Annotated in this window: 18 protein-coding genes and 2 tRNA genes; 10 read left to right on the top strand and 10 right to left on the bottom strand. The window is 71.8% G+C overall.

Annotated features, from left to right (window positions below):
* Positions 1-149: 149 nt before the first annotated feature.
* Positions 150-1793 carry a long-chain-fatty-acid--CoA ligase gene (locus tag D3272_RS24770; protein ID WP_129221909.1) on the bottom strand — a complete coding sequence of 548 codons (1644 nt, stop codon included), beginning with the start codon at positions 1791-1793 and terminating at the stop codon, positions 150-152.
* 278 nt (positions 1794-2071) lie between these two features.
* Between D3272_RS24770 and D3272_RS24765 the strand changes: the two genes are divergently transcribed.
* The 6 genes from D3272_RS24765 (at position 2072) to D3272_RS24740 (ending at position 9436) form a co-directional block, all read left to right on the top strand.
* A complete protein-coding gene (locus D3272_RS24765; RefSeq protein WP_129221908.1) occupies positions 2072-3094 on the top strand; it encodes a SphA family protein in 1023 nt (340 codons plus the stop codon).
* Positions 3095-3234: 140 nt separating this feature from the next.
* Complete coding sequence (locus D3272_RS24760) at positions 3235-4374, top strand: thiolase family protein (RefSeq protein ID WP_129221907.1); 1140 nt, start codon at positions 3235-3237, stop codon at positions 4372-4374.
* Positions 4374-6692: a 3-hydroxyacyl-CoA dehydrogenase/enoyl-CoA hydratase family protein gene (locus tag D3272_RS24755; RefSeq protein WP_129221906.1), complete on the top strand. Its 2319-nt coding sequence runs from the start codon at positions 4374-4376 to the stop codon at positions 6690-6692. Before D3272_RS24760 ends, D3272_RS24755 begins: the two co-directional genes overlap by 1 nt.
* A gap of 44 nt (positions 6693-6736) precedes the next feature.
* A complete protein-coding gene (locus D3272_RS24750; RefSeq protein ID WP_129221905.1) occupies positions 6737-8527 on the top strand; it encodes an acyl-CoA dehydrogenase C-terminal domain-containing protein in 1791 nt (596 codons plus the stop codon).
* A complete protein-coding gene (locus D3272_RS24745; protein ID WP_129221904.1) occupies positions 8524-9024 on the top strand; it encodes a PaaI family thioesterase in 501 nt (166 codons plus the stop codon). The genes D3272_RS24750 and D3272_RS24745 overlap by 4 nt, the downstream gene beginning before the upstream one ends.
* Complete coding sequence (locus D3272_RS24740) at positions 9008-9436, top strand: MerR family transcriptional regulator (RefSeq protein WP_129221903.1); 429 nt, start codon at positions 9008-9010, stop codon at positions 9434-9436. Before D3272_RS24745 ends, D3272_RS24740 begins: the two co-directional genes overlap by 17 nt.
* Positions 9437-9782: 346 nt before the next feature.
* Here the strand turns inward: D3272_RS24740 and D3272_RS24735 are convergent.
* Positions 9783-9856, bottom strand: a tRNA-Cys gene (locus D3272_RS24735).
* Between the two features lie 186 nt (positions 9857-10042).
* Here D3272_RS24735 and D3272_RS24730 point away from each other — a divergent pair.
* From D3272_RS24730 to rimO, 4 genes are all read left to right on the top strand, one after another.
* A tRNA-Asn gene (locus D3272_RS24730) sits at positions 10043-10118 on the top strand.
* Between the two features lie 495 nt (positions 10119-10613).
* Positions 10614-10835, top strand: a complete 222-nt coding sequence (locus D3272_RS24725; RefSeq protein ID WP_129221902.1) for a DUF6894 family protein — start codon at positions 10614-10616, stop codon at positions 10833-10835.
* 120 nt (positions 10836-10955) lie between these two features.
* The gene (locus tag D3272_RS24720; RefSeq protein ID WP_129221901.1) at positions 10956-11984 is read left to right on the top strand and encodes a cysteine synthase A; all 1029 of its coding nucleotides are present in this window, start codon (positions 10956-10958) and stop codon (positions 11982-11984) included.
* Between the two features lie 132 nt (positions 11985-12116).
* Entirely contained in the window at positions 12117-13472 is a 1356-nt protein-coding gene (gene rimO / locus D3272_RS24715; protein WP_129221900.1) for a 30S ribosomal protein S12 methylthiotransferase RimO, read from the top strand.
* 30 nt (positions 13473-13502) lie between these two features.
* Here the strand turns inward: rimO and D3272_RS24710 are convergent, their stop codons facing one another.
* The 8 genes from D3272_RS24710 to D3272_RS24675 form a co-directional block, all read right to left on the bottom strand.
* Positions 13503-13946: an RrF2 family transcriptional regulator gene (locus D3272_RS24710; RefSeq protein WP_129221899.1), complete on the bottom strand. Its 444-nt coding sequence runs from the start codon at positions 13944-13946 to the stop codon at positions 13503-13505.
* Entirely contained in the window at positions 13943-14416 is a 474-nt protein-coding gene (gene dut, locus D3272_RS24705) for a dUTP diphosphatase (RefSeq protein WP_129221898.1), read from the bottom strand. The genes D3272_RS24710 and dut overlap by 4 nt, the downstream gene beginning before the upstream one ends.
* Positions 14413-15792, bottom strand: a complete 1380-nt coding sequence (locus D3272_RS24700; RefSeq protein WP_129221897.1) for a bifunctional phosphopantothenoylcysteine decarboxylase/phosphopantothenate synthase — start codon at positions 15790-15792, stop codon at positions 14413-14415. Before D3272_RS24700 ends, dut begins: the two co-directional genes overlap by 4 nt.
* Before the next feature lie 507 nt (positions 15793-16299).
* Positions 16300-17217: a bestrophin family protein gene (locus D3272_RS24695; protein WP_129221896.1), complete on the bottom strand. Its 918-nt coding sequence runs from the start codon at positions 17215-17217 to the stop codon at positions 16300-16302.
* A 90-nt stretch (positions 17218-17307) separates the two neighbouring features.
* Positions 17308-17742, bottom strand: coding sequence for a DUF3291 domain-containing protein (locus D3272_RS24690; protein ID WP_129221895.1), 435 nt, complete (start codon positions 17740-17742; stop codon positions 17308-17310).
* Positions 17743-17819: 77 nt separating this feature from the next.
* Positions 17820-18356: a response regulator transcription factor gene (locus tag D3272_RS24685; protein WP_129221894.1), complete on the bottom strand. Its 537-nt coding sequence runs from the start codon at positions 18354-18356 to the stop codon at positions 17820-17822.
* On the bottom strand, positions 18343-19686 hold the full coding sequence (locus D3272_RS24680) for an ATP-binding protein (RefSeq protein ID WP_129221893.1): 1344 nt from the start codon (positions 19684-19686) through the stop codon (positions 18343-18345). The genes D3272_RS24685 and D3272_RS24680 overlap by 14 nt, the downstream gene beginning before the upstream one ends.
* Positions 19686-20507, bottom strand: coding sequence for an SURF1 family protein (locus D3272_RS24675; protein WP_129221892.1), 822 nt, complete (start codon positions 20505-20507; stop codon positions 19686-19688). The genes D3272_RS24680 and D3272_RS24675 overlap by 1 nt, the downstream gene beginning before the upstream one ends.
* Between the last annotated feature and the right edge of the window lie 2 nt (positions 20508-20509).

Genomic DNA, 20509 nt, shown 5'->3' with positions numbered 1-20509 from the left:
CCAGGGGGCAAGGGAATGACGGGACTCTCCCCCTGCCCTGCCCCGGGCCGAGGCGGCAGCCCGCCGGGGCGGCCCCCCCTCCCCTCATCCGACCCCGCTGCGCGGGGCCACCTTCTCCCGCAAGCGGGAGAAGGGCAGCGCACCACCGATTAGAGGGTGCCGTCGGCGAGCAGGAGACGGAGCGCCTTCTTGTCGATCTTGCCGACGCTGGTCTTGGGGAGGGCGTCCAGGATCGCGATCCGGCCGACGCGGGCGTAGCGGCTGAGCGCCCCCGCCGCGATGGCGGCGTCGAGGCAGGCGTCGACGCGCTCGGCGGTGACGGTGGCGCCCGGCGCCGGCACCAGAACGGCGACCGGGCGCTCGCCCCACAGCGCATCCGGCACGCCCACCACCGCGACATCGCCGACCTCGTCGAGCTCCGCGACGATGTCCTCCATGGTCACCGAGCAGAGCCATTCCCCGCCGGACTTGATGACGTCCTTCAGCCGGTCGCGGATCTGGATGGCGCCATCGGGGTGACGCACCGCCACGTCCTGGGTGTGGAGCCAGCCGCCGCGCCACAACGCGTCCGAGGCGTCCGCGTCGGCGACGTAGCCGCCCGTCAGCCAGGGCGCCCGCAGCACCAGCTCGCCCTGGGAACGGCCATCCGCCGGGAGGTCCCGCATGGAAGCGTCGACGATGCGCGTCGCCACCAGCGGGATCGGCGCCCCCGCCAGGGTCAAGGCCGCCACCTCCGCCGGGTCGTCGAGCCCGTCCCGGGCGAAGCTGCGGGCGTGAATCACGGTCGGGCAGGTTTCCGACATGCCGTAGCCGGCCACGACTTGCAGGCCCCGCCGCCGCCCCGCCTCGCAGAGCGCCCGCGTCAGGGCGGCGCCCCCGACCGTCATCATCCAGCCCGACAGGTCCTCGTCGCGGGCCTCGGCGACGGTCAGCACCATCTGCAGGAGCGTGGGCACGCAGTGCGAGTAGGTAACGCCCTCGCGCGCCCGCAGGTCGAGGATGAGGGTGGGATCGTAGCGGCCGGGGTAGACCTGCTTCAACCCCAGCATGGTGGCGACGTAGGGCATGCCCCAGGCATGGACGTGGAACATCGGCGTCAGCGGCATGTAGACGTCGTCGATGCCGAGGCCGCGCCGCCGCGAGGCGCCGAACATGCCGCAGCAGGCCAGCGTGTGCAGGACGATCTGCCGGTGCGTGAAGCTCACCCCCTTGGGCCGGCCGGTCGTACCCGTGGTGAAGAAGGTGGTGGCCACCGCGTTCTCGTCGAAGTCGCGGAACGGGTAGTCGGGAGACGCCCGCTCCAACAGGGTCTCGTATTCGATCGCCGCCCAGGCGGGCGCCGGCAGGTCGACGCCGTCGGCGATCAGCACCACGGCCTTCACCCCCGCGAGCCCCGGCAGCGCGGCTTCGAGGAGGGGCAGGAAGTCGCGGTGGACCAGGATCACCTCCGCCCGGGCCTCGGCCAGCGTGAGGGCCACCTGGGCGGGCGGCAGGCGCACGTTCACCGTCTGGATCACGGCCCCCATCATGGGAACGGCGAAGTAGCATTCGAGATAGCGGTGGCTGTCCCAATCCATCACCGCCACCGTGGAGCCTTCCCCGGCACCGAGCCCGGCCAGGCCCGAGGCGAGCCGCCCCAGGCGGTCGCGGAAGGCCGGATAGGTGAAGCGCGACCGGTCGCGGTAGACGATCTCGTTGTCGCGTGCCGTCAGCAGGCAGGAATTGAGCAATTGGCCGATGACCAGCGGGAAGCCGTAGGCTTCAGCGGCCGGCTCGACGAAGCGCAACGGCATGGAACCCTCCCCCACGATGCGCGGGAGCCTGCGGCCAGGCCCGCGTCCCATGCCGACCCAACGCCGACACGGCGTCGGAATCCGACGACCGAGAGTGCCGGTCGCGCGTCGCATTGGCCAGCCCGAAGCGAGCGCTTTCCGTAACGGGAGATGTTGCGGCCACGCCATAGCGGGGCTCGAAGGCCTCCCGAAAACTAACATGTGTTTGACAGGTCGGCACCTCAAACCTAGCCTTCCTGCAACATGCACGGGCATCTCGTGATCCGTGGAGGGAACACATGAAGGCTCTGAGGACGGCGCTTCTGGCCGGCTCGGCCCTGCTGGCGACGGCAACCGGGGCCGCCGCCACCGAGGACGGCCTGACGCATGTCGACCTCGGCTATCTCGCCATCCTGGGCGGCTTCGCCCCTCCGACGGGACAGCCCTACCTGCGCGCCGACACCAACGTCGTGTTGTCGAGCCGGTCCAACGACCGCAACGGCGATCCCGTCAAGCTCGATCTCGGGACGCTGGGGCGGAGTCGCGTCAAGGTCCTCGCCAACACGTCCGCGGAGGTGCTGAGCTTCGCCTATGTGCCGGACGTCGTCCTGCCGATCCTCGACGCCCGCGTCGGCGTCGCCGCCTATACCTTCTATGCGGGCGCCCGCGCCGAGGCGCAGACCCGGATCCTCGGGCGCGTTTCGGGCAGCGGCGAAACGGTGAGCGGGCTCGGCGACACGACTTTCATCCCGATCTTCCTGAACTTCGACCTGCCCAAGGCCTTCCTACACGTGAACCTGTCGCCGGCCGAGTTCACGGCCCCCACCGGGCGTTACGACAGGACCGACCCGATCGGCGCCAACATCGGCCTCAACTACATCAGCTACCGCCCCGCCATCGTGGCGACCTACCTCGATCCGCGCGGGCACGAACTCGACCTCAACGCCAGCCTGTCGTTCAACGGGACCAATGGCGCGACCCACTACACGTCGGGCGACGAGTTCGGCATGACCTTCGCGGCCCTGCAGCATGTCTCCCCGGGGCTCGCGGTCGGCGTGGAGGGTTACTACTACAGGCAGTTCACCGGCGACCGGCTCGACGGCGTCGAGGTCAACACGGTCCGGCCGGCGAGCGCCTTCGTGCCCTTCGATCCGCTGAACCAGGGCCCGGGCAACAAGGGCCAGGTCTTCGCCATCGGGCCCGCCGTCACCTATAACCCGACGCCGCGGGTCGCCACCGACCTGCGCGTCCAGCACGAGGTGTTCTCGGACAACCGGCGGCAGGGCGACGTGCTCTGGGCCAAGGTGTCGGCCTCGTTCTGAACCTCCCGGCGTCGGAGGCGCCCCGCCCCGGCCCTCCCCGCATCGGAGACGGCCGGCGCCGCTCCTTGCCGTCCCTCGCCGGTTGACCTATACGTCAATCGACAGCCTCAAGCGTCAAGCACAAGGGGGGACACAGGTCCATGACAGGCGCCGTGATCGCGGGCTATGCCCGCTCGCCGTTCCAGCCCGCCGGCAAGGGCAGCCTCGCCCGGGTCCGCCCCGACGACCTCGCCGCCCAGGTCGTGCGCGCCCTCGTGGCCCGCACGGGGGTCGACTCGGACGACATCGAGGACCTGCTGCTCGGCTGCGCCTTTCCGGAAGGCGAGCAGGGCTTCAACGCCGGGCGGATCGTCGGCCTGCTCGCCGGCCTGCCGCTGACGGTGGGCGGCGCCACGGTGAACCGCTTCTGCGGCTCCTCCATGCAGTCCGTCCACATGGCGGCGGGCGCCATCGCCATCGGGGCCGGCGACGTCTTCATCTGCGCCGGCGTGGAAAGCATGAGCCGCATCCCCATGGGCGGCTTTAACCCCATGCCGAACCCCGACCTCGCGCGCGAGCGCCCCGGCGCCTACGCGACCATGGGCGAGACGGCCGAGAACGTCGCCCGCCAGTACCAGATCACCCGGGCCGACCAGGAGGCCTTCGCGGTCGCGAGCCAGCGCAAGGCCGCGGAAGCGCGCGACGCCGGGCGGTTCGCCGCCGAGATCGTGCCGATCGTCACCAAGGCCGGCACGGTGGACCGCGACGGGTGCCTGCGGCCCGACACCAGCGGCGAGGGGCTGGCGGCCCTGAAGCCGGCCTTCGACGGGAACGGCACCGTGACGGCTGGCACCGCGTCCCCGCTCACCGACGGCGCCTCGGCGGTGCTGGTCTGCTCGGCCGATTATGCCGAGCGCCATGGGCTGACGGTGCTGGCGCGCATCCGCTCGGTCGGCGTGTCGGGCTGCAAGCCCGAGACGATGGGGCTCGGCCCGATCGGCGCCAGCCGCAAGGCTCTCGCGCGCAGCGGCGGCGTCGCGGCCGCCGACCTCGACGTCGTCGAGCTCAACGAGGCCTTCGCCAGCCAGGCCATCGCCTGCGCCAAGGAGCTCGGGCTTCGCGACGAGGCCGTCAACCGCGACGGCGGCGCCATCGCGCTCGGCCATCCGCTCGGCGCCACCGGCGCCCGCATCGTCGGCAAGGCGGCCGAGATCCTCAGCCGCGACGGCGGCCGCTTCGCCCTCGCCACCCAGTGCATCGGCGGCGGCCAGGGCATCGCCACCCTGCTGGAGCGCGCCTGATGGATGCCGCCATCCGCCGCGTCTGCGTCATCGGCGCGGGCGTCATGGGGGCCGGCATCGCCGCCCAGGTGGCCAATGCCGGCGTGCCGGTGCTGCTGCTCGACATCGTGCCGCCGGGCACCGGCGACCGCAACAAGCTCGCCGATGCCGCCGTCGCCCGCATGCTCAAGACCGACCCCGCGCCCTTCATGGCGCCCCAGGCCGCGAAGCTCGTCGAGACCGGCAACACCGAGAACGACCTCGCCGCCGCCGCCGCCTGCGACTGGATCATCGAAGCCGTCGTGGAGCGGCTCGACCTCAAGCAGGCGCTGTACCGGCGGCTCGCCGAGCTGCACCGTCCCGGCACGGCCGTGAGCTCCAACACCTCGACCATCCCGCTGGCCGCGCTGCTGGGCGGCCTGCCCGAGGCCTTCGCGCGGGACTTCCTCATCACGCATTTCTTCAACCCGCCGCGCTACATGCGGCTGCTCGAAGTGGTGCCGGGCCCGGCGACCGACCCCGAACTCGTGGCCCGCGTCTCGGCCTTCTGCGACCACGTGCTCGGCAAGAGCATCGTGCGCTGCAAGGACACGCCCGGCTTCATCGCCAACCGCATCGGCACCTTCTGGCTGCAGCGCGGCGTCAATGCCGCCATGGACCTCGGCCTCGGCGTCGAGGAGGCCGATGCCGTGATGGGGCGCCCCTTCGGCATCCCCAAGACGGGCGTCTTCGGCCTGCTCGACCTCGTCGGCCTCGACCTCATGCCGCATATCGACGCCAGCATGACGGCGCTGCTGTCGGCCGAGGACGCCTTCGTCCGGGGCCACCGCGTCAACCCGCTGCTGACCCGGATGATCGGCGAGGGCTATACGGGCCGCAAGGGCAAGGGCGGCTTCTACCGGATCAACCGCGAGGCGGGAAAGATCAAGGAATCGATCGGCCTCGTCACGGGCGTCTACGAGCCCTCGCGCGACGCCAAGCTGCCCGAGGCCGCCGGCCGCGACATGCGGGCCCTCATGGCGTCGGAGGACCGCTACGGCCGCTACGCCTGGGCCGTGATGGGCGACGTGCTGGCCTATGCGGCCGGCCTCGTGCCCGAGATCTCGGACGACGTCGCCGGCGTCGACGCCGCCATGCGGCTCGGCTTCAACTGGAAGCAGGGCCCCTTCGAGATGCTGGACCGGCTCGGTCCCGCCGCGGTGGCGGCGCGGCTCGCCCGCGACGGCCGGCCGGTGCCGCCGCTGCTGGCGGCCGTCGGCGAGGGCAGCTTCTATCGGGAGGCGGCGGGCGAGGTCGAGGTCTTCGGGACCGACGGCGCCTATCATCGCGTGGAGCGGCCCGAGGGCGTGCTGCGCCTCGCCGACGTCAAACGGGCCGGGGCGCCGCTGCTGAAGAACGGCTCGGCGGCGCTGTGGGACATCGGCGAAGGCGTCGCGTGTTTCGAGATCGCCACCAAGATGAACAGCTTCGACGAGGCCGTACTGAAGCTGCTCGACCGGAGCCTCGGCGTGGTGGCCGAACGCTTCAAGGCGCTGGTGATCTACACCGATGCCACCAACTTCTCCGCAGGGGCCAACCTCGGGCAGGCGCTCTTCGCCTGCAACATCGCCGCCTGGGGCGAGATCGAGAAGCTGGTCGACGCGGGCCAGCGCGGCTTCAAGGCGCTGAAATACGCGCCCTTCCCGGTGGTCGGCGCGCCCGCCGGCCTCGCGCTCGGCGGCGGCTGCGAGATCCTGCTCCATTGCGACGCCATCGAGGCCCATGCCGAAACCTATGTCGGCCTCGTCGAATGCGGCGTCGGCCTCGTGCCGGGCTGGGGCGGCTGCGGCGAGATGATCGCCCGCTGGGCCGGTGCGCCGCGGATGCCGCAGGGCCCGATGCCGGCGGTCGCCAAGGTGTTCGAGACCGTGTCGACCGCCAAGGTGGCGAAATCGGCGGCCGAGGCCCGGTCCATGGGCGTGCTGCGCGAGCGCGACGGCATCACGTTCAACCGGGACCGGCTGCTCTTCGCGGCCCGGGCCAGGGCCCTCGCCATGGTGGACGGCTATGCGCCGCCCCCCAAGCCCGAGTTCCGCCTGCCCGGCGCTTCCGGCCGCCTCGCCATGACCCTGGCGGCCGAGGGGTTCCGGGCGCAGGGCCTGGCGAGCGCGCACGACATGGCGGTGGCGGGCGCCCTCGCCACGGTGCTGAGCGGCGGCGACGCTGACCCGGTCGACATCGTCACCGAGGCCGACCTGCTGAAGCTCGAACGCCGCGCCTTCCTGGCGCTGATCCGCACCGGCCCCACGCTGGAGCGCATCGAGCACACGCTGGCGACCGGCAAGCCGCTGCGCAACTGACGCTTCCCCGCCCGACCGCCGCCCCCCTTCGCTCGGAGTTTCCCATGCAGGTCTACGAGGCCCCGCTGCGCGACATGCGCTTCGTGCTCCACGAGCTCCACGGGCTCGACCGCATCACGGCCCTGCCGGCCTATGCCGAGGCGACGCCCGACGTCGTGGACGGCGTGCTGGACGAGGCGGCCCGCCTCACCAAGGAGGTCATCCTGCCGCTCAACGCCCCGGGCGACCTCGAGGGCTGCAGGCTGGAGAACGGCGTCGTGCGCACGCCCGAGGGGTTCCGCGAAGCCTATGCGGTGTTCCGCGACGGGGGTTGGCCCTCCCTCGCCGGCGACCCCGCCTTCGGCGGCCAGGGCTTGCCCGAATGCGTCAACAAGCTCGTCGAGGAGATGATCTGCGCCGCCAACCTGTCGTTCAGCCTTTATCCCGGCCTGACCCACGGCGCCGCCAAGGCGCTGGAGGTGCACGGGTCGCCGGAGCTGAAGGCGCGCTTCCTCCGGAACATGACCGAGGGCACCTGGGCCGGCGCCATGGCGCTGACCGAGGCGCATTGCGGCACCGACCTCGGCCTGATGCGGACGCGGGCCGTGCCGGACGACGCCGGCGCCTATCGGCTTTCGGGTTCCAAGATCTTCATCTCGGCGGGCGAACACGACCTGACCGAGAACATCGTCCACCTCGTCCTGGCGCGCCTACCGGACGCGCCCCCCGGCATCAAGGGCATCAGCATGTTCCTGGTGCCGAAGCTGATCCCGGGCGAGGACGGCCGCCCCGGCCGGCGCAACGGGGTGATCTGCACCGGCCTCGAGCACAAGATGGGCCTCAAGGCCTCGGCGACCTGCCAGATCACCTACGAGGACGCCGTGGGCTGGCTCGTGGGCGCGCCCCACAAGGGCATGCAGGCCATGTTCACCATGATGAACGAGGAGCGGCTCGGCGTCGGCATCCAGGGCCTCGGCGTCGCTTCGGCGGCCTACCAGTCGGCGGCGGCCTATGCCAAGGAGCGGCTGCAGGGCCGCGCGCTGTCGGGTGCCAAGCGGCCCGACCTCGCCGCCGACCCCATCATCGTGCACCCCGACGTGCGCCGCATGCTGATGACCATGCGGGTCAATGCCGAGGCGTGCCGGGCCGTCGGCATCTGGGTGGCGCAGGCCGTCGACCTGTCGAAACACGCCGGCACGCCGGCCGAGCGCAAGGAGGCGGAAGACTTCACGGCCCTGATGACGCCCGTGGTCAAGGCGCTCTTCACCGACCTCGGCTACGAGATGGCGAGCCTCGGCGTGCAGGTCTACGGCGGCCACGGCTACATCCGCGACCACGGCGTGGAGCAGTTCGTCCGCGACGCCCGCATCGCCATGCTCTACGAGGGCACCAACGGCATCCAGGCGCTGGACCTCGTGGGCCGCAAGATGCCGGCCCACATGGGGCGGCTGCTGCGCCCCTTCTTCCATCCCATCGCGGCCTTCATCGAGACCCGAAAGGGCGATGCCGCGCTCGGGCCGCTGGTGCTGGCCCTGGAGCGGGCCTTCGGCATGCTGCAGCTGGCGACCGGCCAGATCGCCACCGCGGGCCTGAAGGACGCCGAGGAGGCCGGCGCCGCCGCCACCGACTACCTGCGCCTGATGGGCCTCGTGGCGATGAGCTACATGCTGACGCGCTCGGCCGAAATCGCCCAGGAAAAACTGGCGGCGGGGGACGACGCCGACGGCTTCTACGCCGCCAAGCTCGCCAGCGCCCGCTTCTTCACCGACCGCGTGCTGCCCCAGGCCACGGCGCTGTTCCTCGCCATCAAGTCCGGCAAGGCCTCGACCATGGCCATGCCGGAGGCCGCCTTTTGACGGGGCGGGACCCGGCCCCGCCGGACGGGTTCGTCGCCCTGCCGGTGGTGGAGGCGAGGGCGCTCGGCTTCGACCCCATCGCCTTCCATGCCCGGAGGATCGGCGACGCGCTGGCGCTCGGCTTCCGCGTAGGTCCCCAGCACTGCAACCCGGGCGGCCGCTGCCACGGCGGCGTGCTGGCGACCTTCTGCGACATCCAGCTCGCCTTTGCGGTGATGTTCGACACGCCTGCCCTGGCCACCACGATCCTGCCGACCGTGAACCTGTCCATCGACTATCTCGCGGCGGTGCTGCCCGGCGCCTGGGTCCAGGGCATCGGCGGGACCGTCTCGGTCACCCGCAACCTCGCCGTGGCGCAATGCGTGGCGACGGCCGACGGCGTTCCGGCGGTGCGGACCAGCGGCATCTACAAGGTCGGCGGCGCCCGGGTGACGGGCATCGACACCGGGGCGTGGCTGCGGGCCCATGTCGGCAAGGTCGATGTCGGCCAAGCCTGAGCCGACCCTCGTGGACCCGCGGGGCGGGTCGCAGGCGGGCGAGCGGCTTCTGACCGTGACGGAGCTCGCCGCCGACCTCGGCGTGACGCCCCGCGCCATCCGCTTCTACGAGGACAAGGGGCTGATCGACCCGGCGCGGGCCGGTGCCACGCGCGTCTACACGGCGCGAGAGCGCGCCCGCATGCTGCTGATCCTGCGCGGCAAGAGGCTCGGCTTCAGCCTGGCCGAGATCAAGGACTTCCTCGACCTCTACGCCGTCGACCCGCGCCACCTCGAGCAGAAACGGGCGCTGCTGGCGGGCGTGCGCAAGCGCATCCTGGCGCTGGAGGAGATGCGCGTGTCGCTCGACCGGACGCTGACGGAGCTGCGCGCCATCGAGGCGCAAGTGGGGCGGGAGGTGAAGGAGGGGTGAGGGCGGGGAGGCGCGCGACGCCGCGGCTGCGTCCCACTCCCTCGCGCCCCTTCACTCGGACCGAATGGACGGTCGATCGCCCGCTGCCGGCAGGCTTCGGGCTGACAACTCTCAAGGCCCAGGCGACCCGCCGGCCAACGCCCGCCTGCAACGACCTCGCAGGTGCGCGGTCGTGCGCTTGCGGATGTCGCCCCGCGGCAGAGTCATGCGAGTTTCGAAATACGAAGCTGGTGATGGGCCGATGTCGAAACCTGGCAACAGCGTCTGAGGAGGGGCTGCAGGCTTTCGCCGAAACCGCGACGACCGTGACCCATCAGGGTCAAGGCAGCACGACGGTCGCTTCGCTTGGAGGCCTCGCCCGGAATCGAACCGGGATGCAAGGATTTGCAGTCCTCTGCGTAACCACTCCGCCACGAGGCCTCGACGCGGCCTGAACGGCCGGTGATCGCTTGGTCAGGGCGACTGTCCGGAGATCTACCGGATCCGGCGTCGGACGGCAAGGCGAAGCCCGGGGAAACTTTTCCAGGGCCGGCCGGCAAAATAGGGGTTGGCAAAGCCCGACGATCGGGGCTAAACACCCCCCACGCTGCAGCGATGCGGCGGCGTTCCCCGATAGCTCAGTTGGTAGAGCATTCGACTGTTAATCGAATTGTCGCAGGTTCGAGCCCTGCTCGGGGAGCCAAGCTTCTTGGTTTCGTTTTGAAGCATCCACGAAGCCCCGCCCCGCGGGGCTTTCGTCGTGACGGCCGAGGGTGGTCGACCTCCAGGCCTCTGCCACGCGATGGCGCCTGCGGACCTGTCCGTCGGTCCATATCGCGAAAAATAATTCCGCGGGCCGATTCCTTACCCCAAACGGGTGATGTCAGACTGTCGCACCTCGGCGAGGTTGCAGGCGACAGGCGCTGTTTTTCGAAGCCTGTCGGGACGGATTGATCGTTGGGGCATTGCGAACGGAGCGACCGTGGTCCGTCCCTTTCGGCGGCGGGCCACGGGTTTCCCCCGCCCGATGCGTCCCGCCGGCCGCCCTCGCCGGCGCGCCCTCGGGACGCGTCGGAGGGCCGGCTTGTCGCAGGACGCGGCTGTCGAGGGTGTCAGCGTGGTTCGACGGCCTCCCGTTCGGAGGCGTTCCATCGATCGGTGCCCGCCGCAACGAGGTCCAGAACCGCTGGAGAGTCCCATGGCCCGGTACTTCTTCGACGTCCGAGACCGCGAGCGGCGCATCCGCGACACGGCCGGCATCGAACTCGGCGACGATGCCCTCGCCATCCGGGAAGCGACGCTCATCGTGTGGCAGCTCCTGTCCGACGCCGCGGCCGAGGACCGAGTGGGCAGCGTCTCGATCAGCATCAGGACCGAGACCGGCGCCTGCCTCTACGAGGCGTCGACCTCGCAGCGTTGACGCCCCGGCCCGCCCGGAGCGTGGTGGTCGATCGATGGACCGCGTTCGTTTCCTGATCTAGACAGGCTCCCTGCCCTTCCGGCCGGCCCTGCGACGCCCGCCGGCCCAATCGGATCCGTCATGCTGAAGTCCGTCATCGATGCCATCGGCCACACGCCGCTGATCAAGCTCCGGCGCGCCTCGGACCTCACCGGCTGCACGATCCTGGGCAAGGCGGAGTTCATGAACCCGGGCGGCTCGGTGAAGGACCGGGCGGCCCTGGCGATCGTCGAGGATGCGGTGGCGCGCGGCACGCTGCGCCCCGGCGGCACGATCGTCGAGGGCACGGCCGGCAACACCGGGATCGGCCTGGCGCTCGTGGCCAACGCGCTCGGCTACCGCACCGTCATCGTCATCCCGGAGACGCAGAGCCAGGAGAAGAAGGACATGCTGCGCATGTCCGGCGCCGAACTCGTCGAGGTGCCGGCCAAGCCCTACAGCGACCCCGGCAATTACGTCCACGTGTCGCAGCGGCTGGCGGAGCGGCTCGCCGCCACGGACCCGAACGGCGCCATCTGGGCCAACCAGTTCGACAATGTCGCCAACCGCGGCGGCCACGAGCGCACCACCGGCCCGGAAATCTGGGACCAGACGGAGGGCAAGGTCGACGCCTTCATCTGCGCGGTCGGCACCGGGGGCACGCTGGCCGGCACCGGCCTGGCGCTGAAGGCCCGCAATCCCGCCATCACGATCGGCATCGCCGACCCCATGGGCTCGGCCCTGTTCAGCTACTACGACGCGGGCACGTTGACCTCCGCCGGCTCCTCCATCACGGAAGGCATCGGCCAGGGCCGCGTCACCGCCAACCTCGTCGGAGCCCCGGTGGATTTCGCCTGCCAGGTCGACGACCGCGAGGCGCTCGACGTGGTCTTCGACCTCGCCGAACACGAAGGCCTGCTGCTCGGAGGCTCCTCCGGCGTCAATGTCGCCGGCGCCATGCGGCTCGCCCGCCACCTCGGCCCAGGCCACACCGTGACGACGATCCTGTGCGATTCCGGCGCGCGCTACGCTTCGAAGCTGTTCAACCGCGCGTTCCTGGAGGGCAAGGGCCTGCCGGTGCCGCCCTGGCTCGACCGCGCGGACCGCGTCGACGCCGACATGACGCGCTGAGCGCGTCCAGGCCGACATGACGCGCTGAGCGCGTCGCGCCACGAGGGCGCGCCGACCCGCGTCAACCCAGGCATGCCGGCGCGCCGGCTCCGGCCTGTTGCAACCGGGCGCCCGCCGTGCCAAGGCATCGCCATGCTGACATCGCTCGATCCCGTCCTCGCGCCCGCCGCCGGCCGCGCCGCGCCGCGCATCTCCTTCGTGTCGCTCGGCTGCCCCAAGGCGCTGGTGGACAGCGAGCGCATCATCACGCGCCTGCGCGCCGAAGGCTACGAGATCGCCAAGAAGCACGACGGCGCCGATGCCGTCATCGTCAACACCTGCGGCTTCCTCGACAGCGCCAAGCGCGAGTCGCTCGCCGCCATCGGCTCGGCCATGGCGGAGAACGGCAAGGTCATCGTCACGGGCTGCATGGGGGCCGAGCCGGAGGTGATCCGCCAGGCCTATCCCAACGTGCTGGCCGTGTCGGGCCCGCAGGCCTACGAGAGCGTGATGGCGGCCGTGCACGAGGCGGCCGAGCCGCTGCACGACCCCTTCATCGACCTGTTGCCGCCGCAGGGCATCAAGCTCACGCCGCGCCACTACAGCTACCTGAAGATCGCGGAAGGCTGCAACAACTCCTGCTCGTTCTGCATCATCCCGCGGCTGCGCGGCCGGCTCGCCTCGCGCCCGGTGTCCGAGGTGCTGCGCGAGGCCGAGAAGCTGGTGAAGGCCGGCGTCAAGGAATTGCTCGTCGTGTCGCAGGACACGGCGGCCTATGGGCTCGACCTCGGCTACCCGCTGCAGCAGCACGGGGACCGCGAGGTGCGGGCCAAGTTCCTCGACCTCGCGGGCGAACTCGGCCGGCTCGGCGCCTGGGTGCGGCTCCACTACATCTACCCCTACCCCCACGTCGACGACGTCATCCCGCTGATGGCGGAGGGGTCGGTGCTGCCCTACCTCGACATCCCGTTCCAGCACGCGGCGCCCAACGTGCTGCGCGCCATGCGGCGCCCCGGCAAGCAGGACCGCACGCTCGACCGCATCAAGGCGTGGCGCGACATCTGCCCCGACCTGACCCTGCGCTCGACCTTCATCGTCGGCTTCCCCGGCGAGACCGAGGAGGACTTCCAGATCCTGCTCGACTGGCTGTCCGAGGCGAAGCTGGAGCGCGTCGGCGCCTTCAAATACGAGCCGGTGGAAGGCGCGCCCGCCAACACGCTCGGCCTGCCGCACGTGCCGCCCGAGGTACAGGCGGAGCGGCTCGACCGCTTCATGAAGCACCAGCAGCTCATCAGCGCGCGGCTGTTGGCCCGCAAGGTCGGGCGCCGCATGCCGGTGATCATCGATGCCGTCGGGCCCGGCGGCGCGGTGGGGCGTTCCAAGGGCGACGCGCCGGAGATCGACGGCAAGGTGCACCTGTCGCACCGTTTCCCGGTGCGGGTCGGCGACATCGTCACGGCCAGGGTCGACCGGGCCGACGCCTACGACCTCCACGCCACGGTGGTGTGAGGGAGACGGCGGCGCCGGCCAAGCGCCGCCTCAGATGGTGAAATCCATGCCGGCCTCGTGGGCGAGGCCGAACGTCTCGGCGCTCGTGCAGAGGTCCGCCACGGTGGTGCGGTCGAGCTCCGCCAGGAAGGCGTCCCCGGCGGGACGGAGCGCGGGCGTCACCACGGCGTCGACGAAGGCCGGCCGGGGCCGCGGCTTCGCATCCCCCTCCCCGACCCTCGCGGCCGCCCGCAGGATGTCGCCCACCGTGACGCGGCGGCGCTCCCGGGCCAGGGCGTAGCCGCCGCGCGGCCCGCGCGTCCCCTTGAGGATGCCGGCGCGGACCAACTCCTGCAGCAGCGTTTCGAGGTGGCGCGGCGTGAGCCCGTGGCGGGCCGCCAGCGCCTTGGCGGAGACGGGCGCGACGCGCCCGTTGAGGGCGATGTCCGTGACGGTGGCCACCGCCAGGAGGCTGCGCTCCGGCAGCAGCCTCACGGGACGGCGGCCCGGCCCGTCGAGCCGAACCCCCCGGCCCCGCGCGCCGTTTCGTCGAGTTCGCCCTCCTCCCAGGCGAGCCGCTCCACCCGGGCGAGCACGAGCTGGGCGATGCGGGTGCCGCGCTCGATCACGAAGGGCTCGGCGCCATGGTTGACCAGGATCACACCGACCTCGCCGCGATAGTCGGCGTCGACGGTCCCGGGGGCGTTCAGCACGGTGACGCCGTGGCGCAGCGCGAGCCCGGAACGCGGCCGGACCTGCGCCTCGGTCCCGTCCGGCAAGGCGATGCAGAGCCCGGTCGGCACCAGGGCGCGGGCGCCGGGTTCGAGCACCAGCGCCTGGTCCGGCGCCAGGGCCGCCACGAGATCGAGCCCCGCCGCGCCCGCGCTCTGGTAGGCCGGCAGGTCAAGCCCTTCCGCATGCGGGAGGCGCCGGACCCGGACCGGCACGGGACGCGCGGCCGTCATGCGCGGCCACCGTCGAGCATGGCGGCGAAGCGGGCGACGAGGCGGTGCGCCACCTCCGCCTTGTCGAGCCGCGGCCAAGCCTCGACGCGCGGCGCCCCGTCGGTGCGGGTGAGCAGGTGCACGGCATTCTCCGCCCCGCCCATGACGTCGCTCCCCGCCCCCACGTCGTTGGCGACGAGGAGGTCGCAGTTCTTGCGCGCCAGCTTGGCGGCGGCGTGGTCGAGCAAGGCGTCGGTTTCGGCCGCGAAGCCCACCACCAGCCTCGGGCGCCCTTCCCGGCGGCCCGCCACCGCGGCCAGGATGTCGGGGTTGCGGTCCAGCTGCAGCACGGGCTCGGGCGCGCCGTCGCGCTTCTTGATCTTGAGGTCCGCGGCGGCCTGCGGGCGCCAGTCGGCGACGGCGGCGGCAGCGACGAAGAGGTCGGCCGGCAGCGCGGCCTCGACCGCCGCCAGCATGTCGCGCGCCGTCTCGACCCGCACCACCGCGACGCCGCGCGGGTCCGGCAGCGCGACCGGTCCCGACACCAGCACGACCTCGGCCCCCGCCGCCGCCGCCGCCGCCGCGATCGCGTGGCCCTGACGGCCGGACGACCGGTTGGCGATGTAGCGGACGGGATCGATGGGCTCGTGCGTCGGGCCCGACGTCACCACCACGCGCCGGCCGCGCAGCGATGCCGCCCCGGCACCGGACGGCGGCGACACGGCGGCGACCGGCGCTGATTGTTTCAGCGGCGAGGCATCCTTCGCCAGCGAGGTGTCGGGCAGCGGGATGGCGGTGCCGTCCGCGAGGGCACGGGCGGCGGCGGCCACGATCTCCAGCGGCTCCGCCATGCGGCCGGGGCCGAACTCGCCACAGGCCATGACGCCCTCGCCGGGCCCGACGGTGAGGACGCCATCGGCCGCGAGCAGCGCCGCGTTGCGGCGCGTCGCCGGGTGGAGCCACATGCGCAGGTTCATGGCCGGGGCCAGGAGGACGCGGGTGTCCGTGGCCAGAAGCAGCGTCGAGGCGAGGTCGTCGGCGAGGCCCTGCGCAATCTTGGCCATGAGGTTGGCGGTGGCGGGCGCCACCAGGATGAGGTCGGCGCTGCGCGACAGCTCGATATGCCCCATCTCGGCCTCCTCGGTCAGCGAGAAGAGCTCATCGTGGACGCGCTCGCCCGTGAGGCTGGCGACGGCGAGGGGCGTGACGAAATGCTTGGCCGAGGCGGTCATGACGGCCCGCACCGAGGCGCCCCGCTCGCGCAGGCGCCGGATGAGGTCCAGCGCCTTGTAGGCGGCGATGCCCCCGCCCACGATCAGCAGCACGCGCCGACCCGCCAAACCGTCGTCGCCCGAGAGTGTCGACACGGCGGGTGCCGCGCCCGTTCCTGCCGCCATGGCCCCCTCCTCCCGCTGTCCGACGCCGCCCCTCCTCTATGCCGGATCCGGGCAGCGGGACCAAATCCCCTGACCGCCGCCGCAGGCAGCGAGCATACGGACAGCCGAAACCGCGCCAGACCCCAGAAAGGGCTTGCGACGGAGGGCGAAACATGGCATAGACGATATGCAACGTTTTCGTTGCATGCCCTTCTTGGGCGTTTCCTCCCTAGACTTGGGCCGCCTCTCGGGGCGGTCTTTTTTTGTTCCGGTGTCCGCACCCGCTTCGGGGGACTTCCGGAGGCCGGGGCATCGTCGGCCCGGTTTCATGGTTTCACCACATTGCTTCCCGCTTGGCAAGCAGCGTCACGGCAATTTCACGAATTTCTAGGCATAAATGCGGACTGGAAGGCAAAGACTGCCACGCCCTTAAGCAACCGAATAATTGCTCTTCGTACGATCATTTGCTCAGCCCGATGGTCGGGCCGCCACAGCGACCCGATGGTCGGGCCGCCACAGCGCCCCGTCTCACCGCAGCTGGAAGTCGACGGGGCGGAGCGGTTCGGGGAGGTCGGCCTCGCCGAGCATCTCCCGGATGTCGATCTCGATGCCTCGCGTCAGGGCGCTGAGCGGCAGGGCGTTCTGGCCGGTCCCGAACGGGTTCTCGAGTTCGTCGCCGAGGGCGTCGAGGCCGAAGAACGTGTAGGACACGATCAGCACCAGCAGCGGCGTCCAGGCGCCGGCCGCCGCGGCCAGCCCGAAAGGCAGCAGCAGGCAGAAGAGCATGGCGGTGCGGTGGAGCATCAGCGAATAGGTGTAGGGCACCGGCATGTTCCTGATGCGCTCGGCCGCGGCCAGCACGGCCGACATGGAGACGATGCTGTCCTCCAGGACCTGGAACACCTGGGCGGCGATGCTGCCGGAAGCGACCGCCTCCGCGGCCTCGCGCGTCAGGGCCGTGAGCAGCATGTTGGGCGGGTTGCGGGCGGCCGCCACGCCGGGCATTCCCGCCTCCGCCAGGGCCGCCAGGGCTTCCGGCCCCGGCGGCTCGGCGCGCAGGTGATGGCGCAGCAGATGCGCGAAGGCGATGGCGCCGAAGGCCGCGCGACGCGCCACGGCGGGTTCGCCCGGGCCGCGCACCGCCATCTGCTGGCGGGCGAAGCTTCGCGTGTCGATCAGCAGCTGGCCGAAGATCTTGCGGCCCTCCCACCACCGGTCGTAGCAGGCGGAGTTGCGAAACCCCGCGAAGATCGAGAGCGCGATGCCGATGAGCGAGAACGGCAGCGCCGCGATCTCGTGGAAGCGCATCAGCCCCGCCTCCTGCGACGCCACGACCAGGATCGACAGCAGCGTGACGGCGGCGAGACGCGGCGCGATGGTGGGGACGATGGATCCCTTCAGGATGAAGAACAGCTGCCAGGCGTTGGGCTTGTCGCGGACGATCACGGGTGGGGCTCCGGCGGGCGGGGACGGTGCCGTTTCACCAGGGCCGGGCGGCGCCGGTCAAGCCGGCCGAGCCGGCGCAGCCGGTCCGCGTCAGCCGGGCCGGCCCTGGAAGGGCCGCGCGAGGCCGAGGCGCGGCGTCCTGAAGGACAGGTCGGCGTGCTGCGGGCTGGGGTTTCGGATCTTGGAGGGTCGACCCTCGGCGCGCATGCGCCGGTCCGCCTCGGTCCAGGACGGGAGGTCGCCGTGCTCCTGGTCCCAATGCACCACCGAGGCCTCGTCGCACCAGCCGGCGAGGCGCGGCATGGCGGTGCGATGGTCGCCGCTCGTCATGTAGGCGCGCATGCTCGCCTGCCCGTCCCAGAGCGTGAGGGTCCAGAACGTCCAGGAGCGGTCGGCGAGCAGCGAGCCGTCGCGGAAACCCGGCGCGGCGCGCGCCTGGCGGTACGAGGGCACCGCATGGAAAAAGAAGGACGGGAGGAAGCGGACCGACCGCAGGCGCAGCCGCGTGACGCTGACGAAAGGCATGGGGATCTCCAGGTCGTTCCCCGCCACCATAGACCGGGACCGCGCCATCCGCCCAACGCGCGAGCGGGCCGGATGCTTCATCTGACCTGACGCTTCTCCAGTTTGCGGGCGAGCGTGCGGCGATGCATGCCGAGGCGGCGCGCCGTCTCCGAGATGTTGAAGCCGGTCTCGGCCAGCACCTCGTGGATGCGCTCCCACTCGAGCGTCTTGATCGAGGTGGCCCGCTCGCCGAGCGGCACGGCCGCGTTGCCCGCCCCACGGCCGAAGGCCGCCTCGATGTCGTCGGTGTTGGCGGGCTTGGCGAGGTAGTGGCAGGCGCCGAGCTTGATGCTTTCCACCGCGGTGGCGATAGAGGCGAAGCCCGTCAGCACCACGATCAACATGGCGGGGTCGTGCGCGTGCAGCGCTTCGAGGCAGGCGAGGCCCGAGGCGCCGGCGAGCTTGAGGTCCACCACGGCGTAGCCCGGGCTGCGCGCCGTCAGCAGCGCCTGCACGTCGGCCAGCGTCGGCGCCACCACGACATCGTAGCCGCGGCGCTCGAAGGAGCGCTTCAGCGTGCGGGCGAAGGCCTCGTCGTCGTCCACCACGACGAGAAGGCGCTCAGGCGTCGTCATGCGCCTCCTCCTCCTTCACGGCCAGGGCGGCCAGCGGCAGCGACAGGGTGACGGCGGCGCCCCCGCCGAGCCGGTTGGTCGCGGCGAGGCGCCCGCCGAGCTTGCGCACCACGTTGGCGACGAGGAACAGCCCGAGGCCGCCGCCTTCCCGCCCCTTGCTGGACCGGTAGGGCTTGCCGATCGTGTCGAGGATGTCGGGCGCGAAGCCGGGACCTCGGTCCGTCACGGCGAGGAGCAGCCGGCCGCCGTTGCGGACCGCCTCGAAGCGCTGCCAGCCGGGCGACGCCTCGAAGGCATTGTCGAGCACGTTGACGATGGCCTGTTTCAGCGCCGTGTCGGACACGATCGGCAGGTCGTCCCGCACGACGTTCTCGTAGACGAGGTGGGCCGAGGGCCGCGCCGCGCGCCAATCCTCGACGAGGTCGTCGAGAAAGGTGTGCAGCGTCGTGACGGCGGCCGATTCGCCCCGCGTCTCGCCCGCCGACACTAGGATGCCGGTGAGGATCGCCTTGCAGCGCCGCACTTCGCCCTCCATGGCGTCGAGCTCCACCATGAGTTCGGGATCGGCGGCGAGGGCCGGCATGCGCCGCCAGTCGCCCAGGATGACGGAGAGCGTGGCGAGCGGGGTGCCGAGTTCATGGGCGGCGCCGGACGCCAGCAGACCCATGCGGACGATGAAATCCTCCTCGGCGGCGCGCTGGCGCAGCGCCGCGAGCCTGGCGTCCCGCTCCCTTAGATTGCGGTTGATGCGACCGATGAAGACCACGAGCAGGCCCGCGTCGAGCAGGAAGCAGATCAGCAGGCCGATGATGTTCAGCACCGGCAGGCTGCCGTCGGCGAGGCCCGACAGGTCGAGCGGGCGGTGCAGCACCGTGAGGCCGGCGAAGCACAGACCCGTCACCGCGGCCAGACCCCAGGCCGCGCGCCCGTCGAGCAGCACGGCGCCGAGCGTCACCTGCAGCAGGTAGAGGAAGGCGAAGGGATTGGTGGCGCCGCCGGTGAGGGACAGCTGCAGCGTCAGCGCCGCCACGTCGAGCAGCATGGCGAGCGCGAGTTCCGGAGCCGCCACCGGGCGCGGGCGCGACAGGCGCAGGAGGCTGCCGAGGTTCAGCGCCACGAGGCCGCACAGCACGCCCGCCATGGCGCCGAAGGGCAGCGACACGCCGAGCCCGAGGCTGACGCCCGCGACCGTCACGAGCTGGCCCACCACGGCGATCCAGCGGAGTTGCACGAGGAGCAGGAGGTTCTGCCGGCCGGCGCCGTCGTCTCCCGCGGCATCGAGCGATCCGGCCGCGACCGCTGCCTCGGCCGGCCCGGCCAGCGCCGACATCAGCCGTCCATCCTCGCGGCGGTGCCGGCGCGCCGGCCCCGGAGCTCCTCGCGCACCGCCCAGGCGAGCGCCCCGGCCAGCATCAGCGCGAGGGCGAACCAGGTGACGGCATAGACGAGGTGGTTGTTGGGGAAGGCGACGACCGTCAGGCCACCGACCGGCAGTCCGCCGGGGTTTGGCGTCGCGTCGGCATCGATGAAATAGGGCGCGACCGGCCCGGTGAGCCCGCGCCGCGCCGCGATGGCGGCGACGTCGCGGGAATACCAGCGGTCGTCGGCGGGATCGTTGGAGCGGAGGAAGGCGCCGCCGGGCTCGGTGACGCGCAGCAGCCCTACGACCTCGACGGGTCCCTGCCGCTGCCCCGCCGGCCTGGTGGCGGGGTCGCGCCGGTTGGTCGGCACGAAGCCGCGGTCGACCAGCACGGTCGTGCCGGCCTCGGTGTGCAGCGGCGTGACGATCCAGAACCCCGACCCCGCCTCGGTCACGGCCTGGACGGCGGTCTCACGGGTGTTGTCGAAGGTGCCGCGCACGGAAACGTGGCGGTACTGGTCGGCCTCGGCCGTGATGCCGGCCCAGGCGGCGGGCCCGGGCGCCGGCACGGGGGCGGCGTGGACGCGGGTGTCCACGCTGGCGATGAGGTCGAGTTTCCAGAACAGCCGGTGCACCTGCCAGGTGCCGAGCGCCGCCAGGAGGGCGATGGCGACGAGGCCGCAGCAGCCGACCAGGACGGCCTTGGCGCCCGACCGCGACTTCGACGGGCCGGGCTCCCCGGGCCGCGGATCGCCCGTCGGCGCGGGAGGGGCCGACGGGGCGGTCCGCATCG

Origin of the sequence: Lichenibacterium ramalinae, assembly GCF_004137085.1 — a bacterium.
In the GTDB taxonomy this organism is placed as follows: Bacteria; Pseudomonadota; Alphaproteobacteria; order Rhizobiales; family Beijerinckiaceae; genus Lichenihabitans; species Lichenihabitans ramalinae.
The sequence above is the reverse complement of the archived record's forward strand: the minus strand, read 5'-3'. Positions and strand labels throughout refer to the sequence as shown.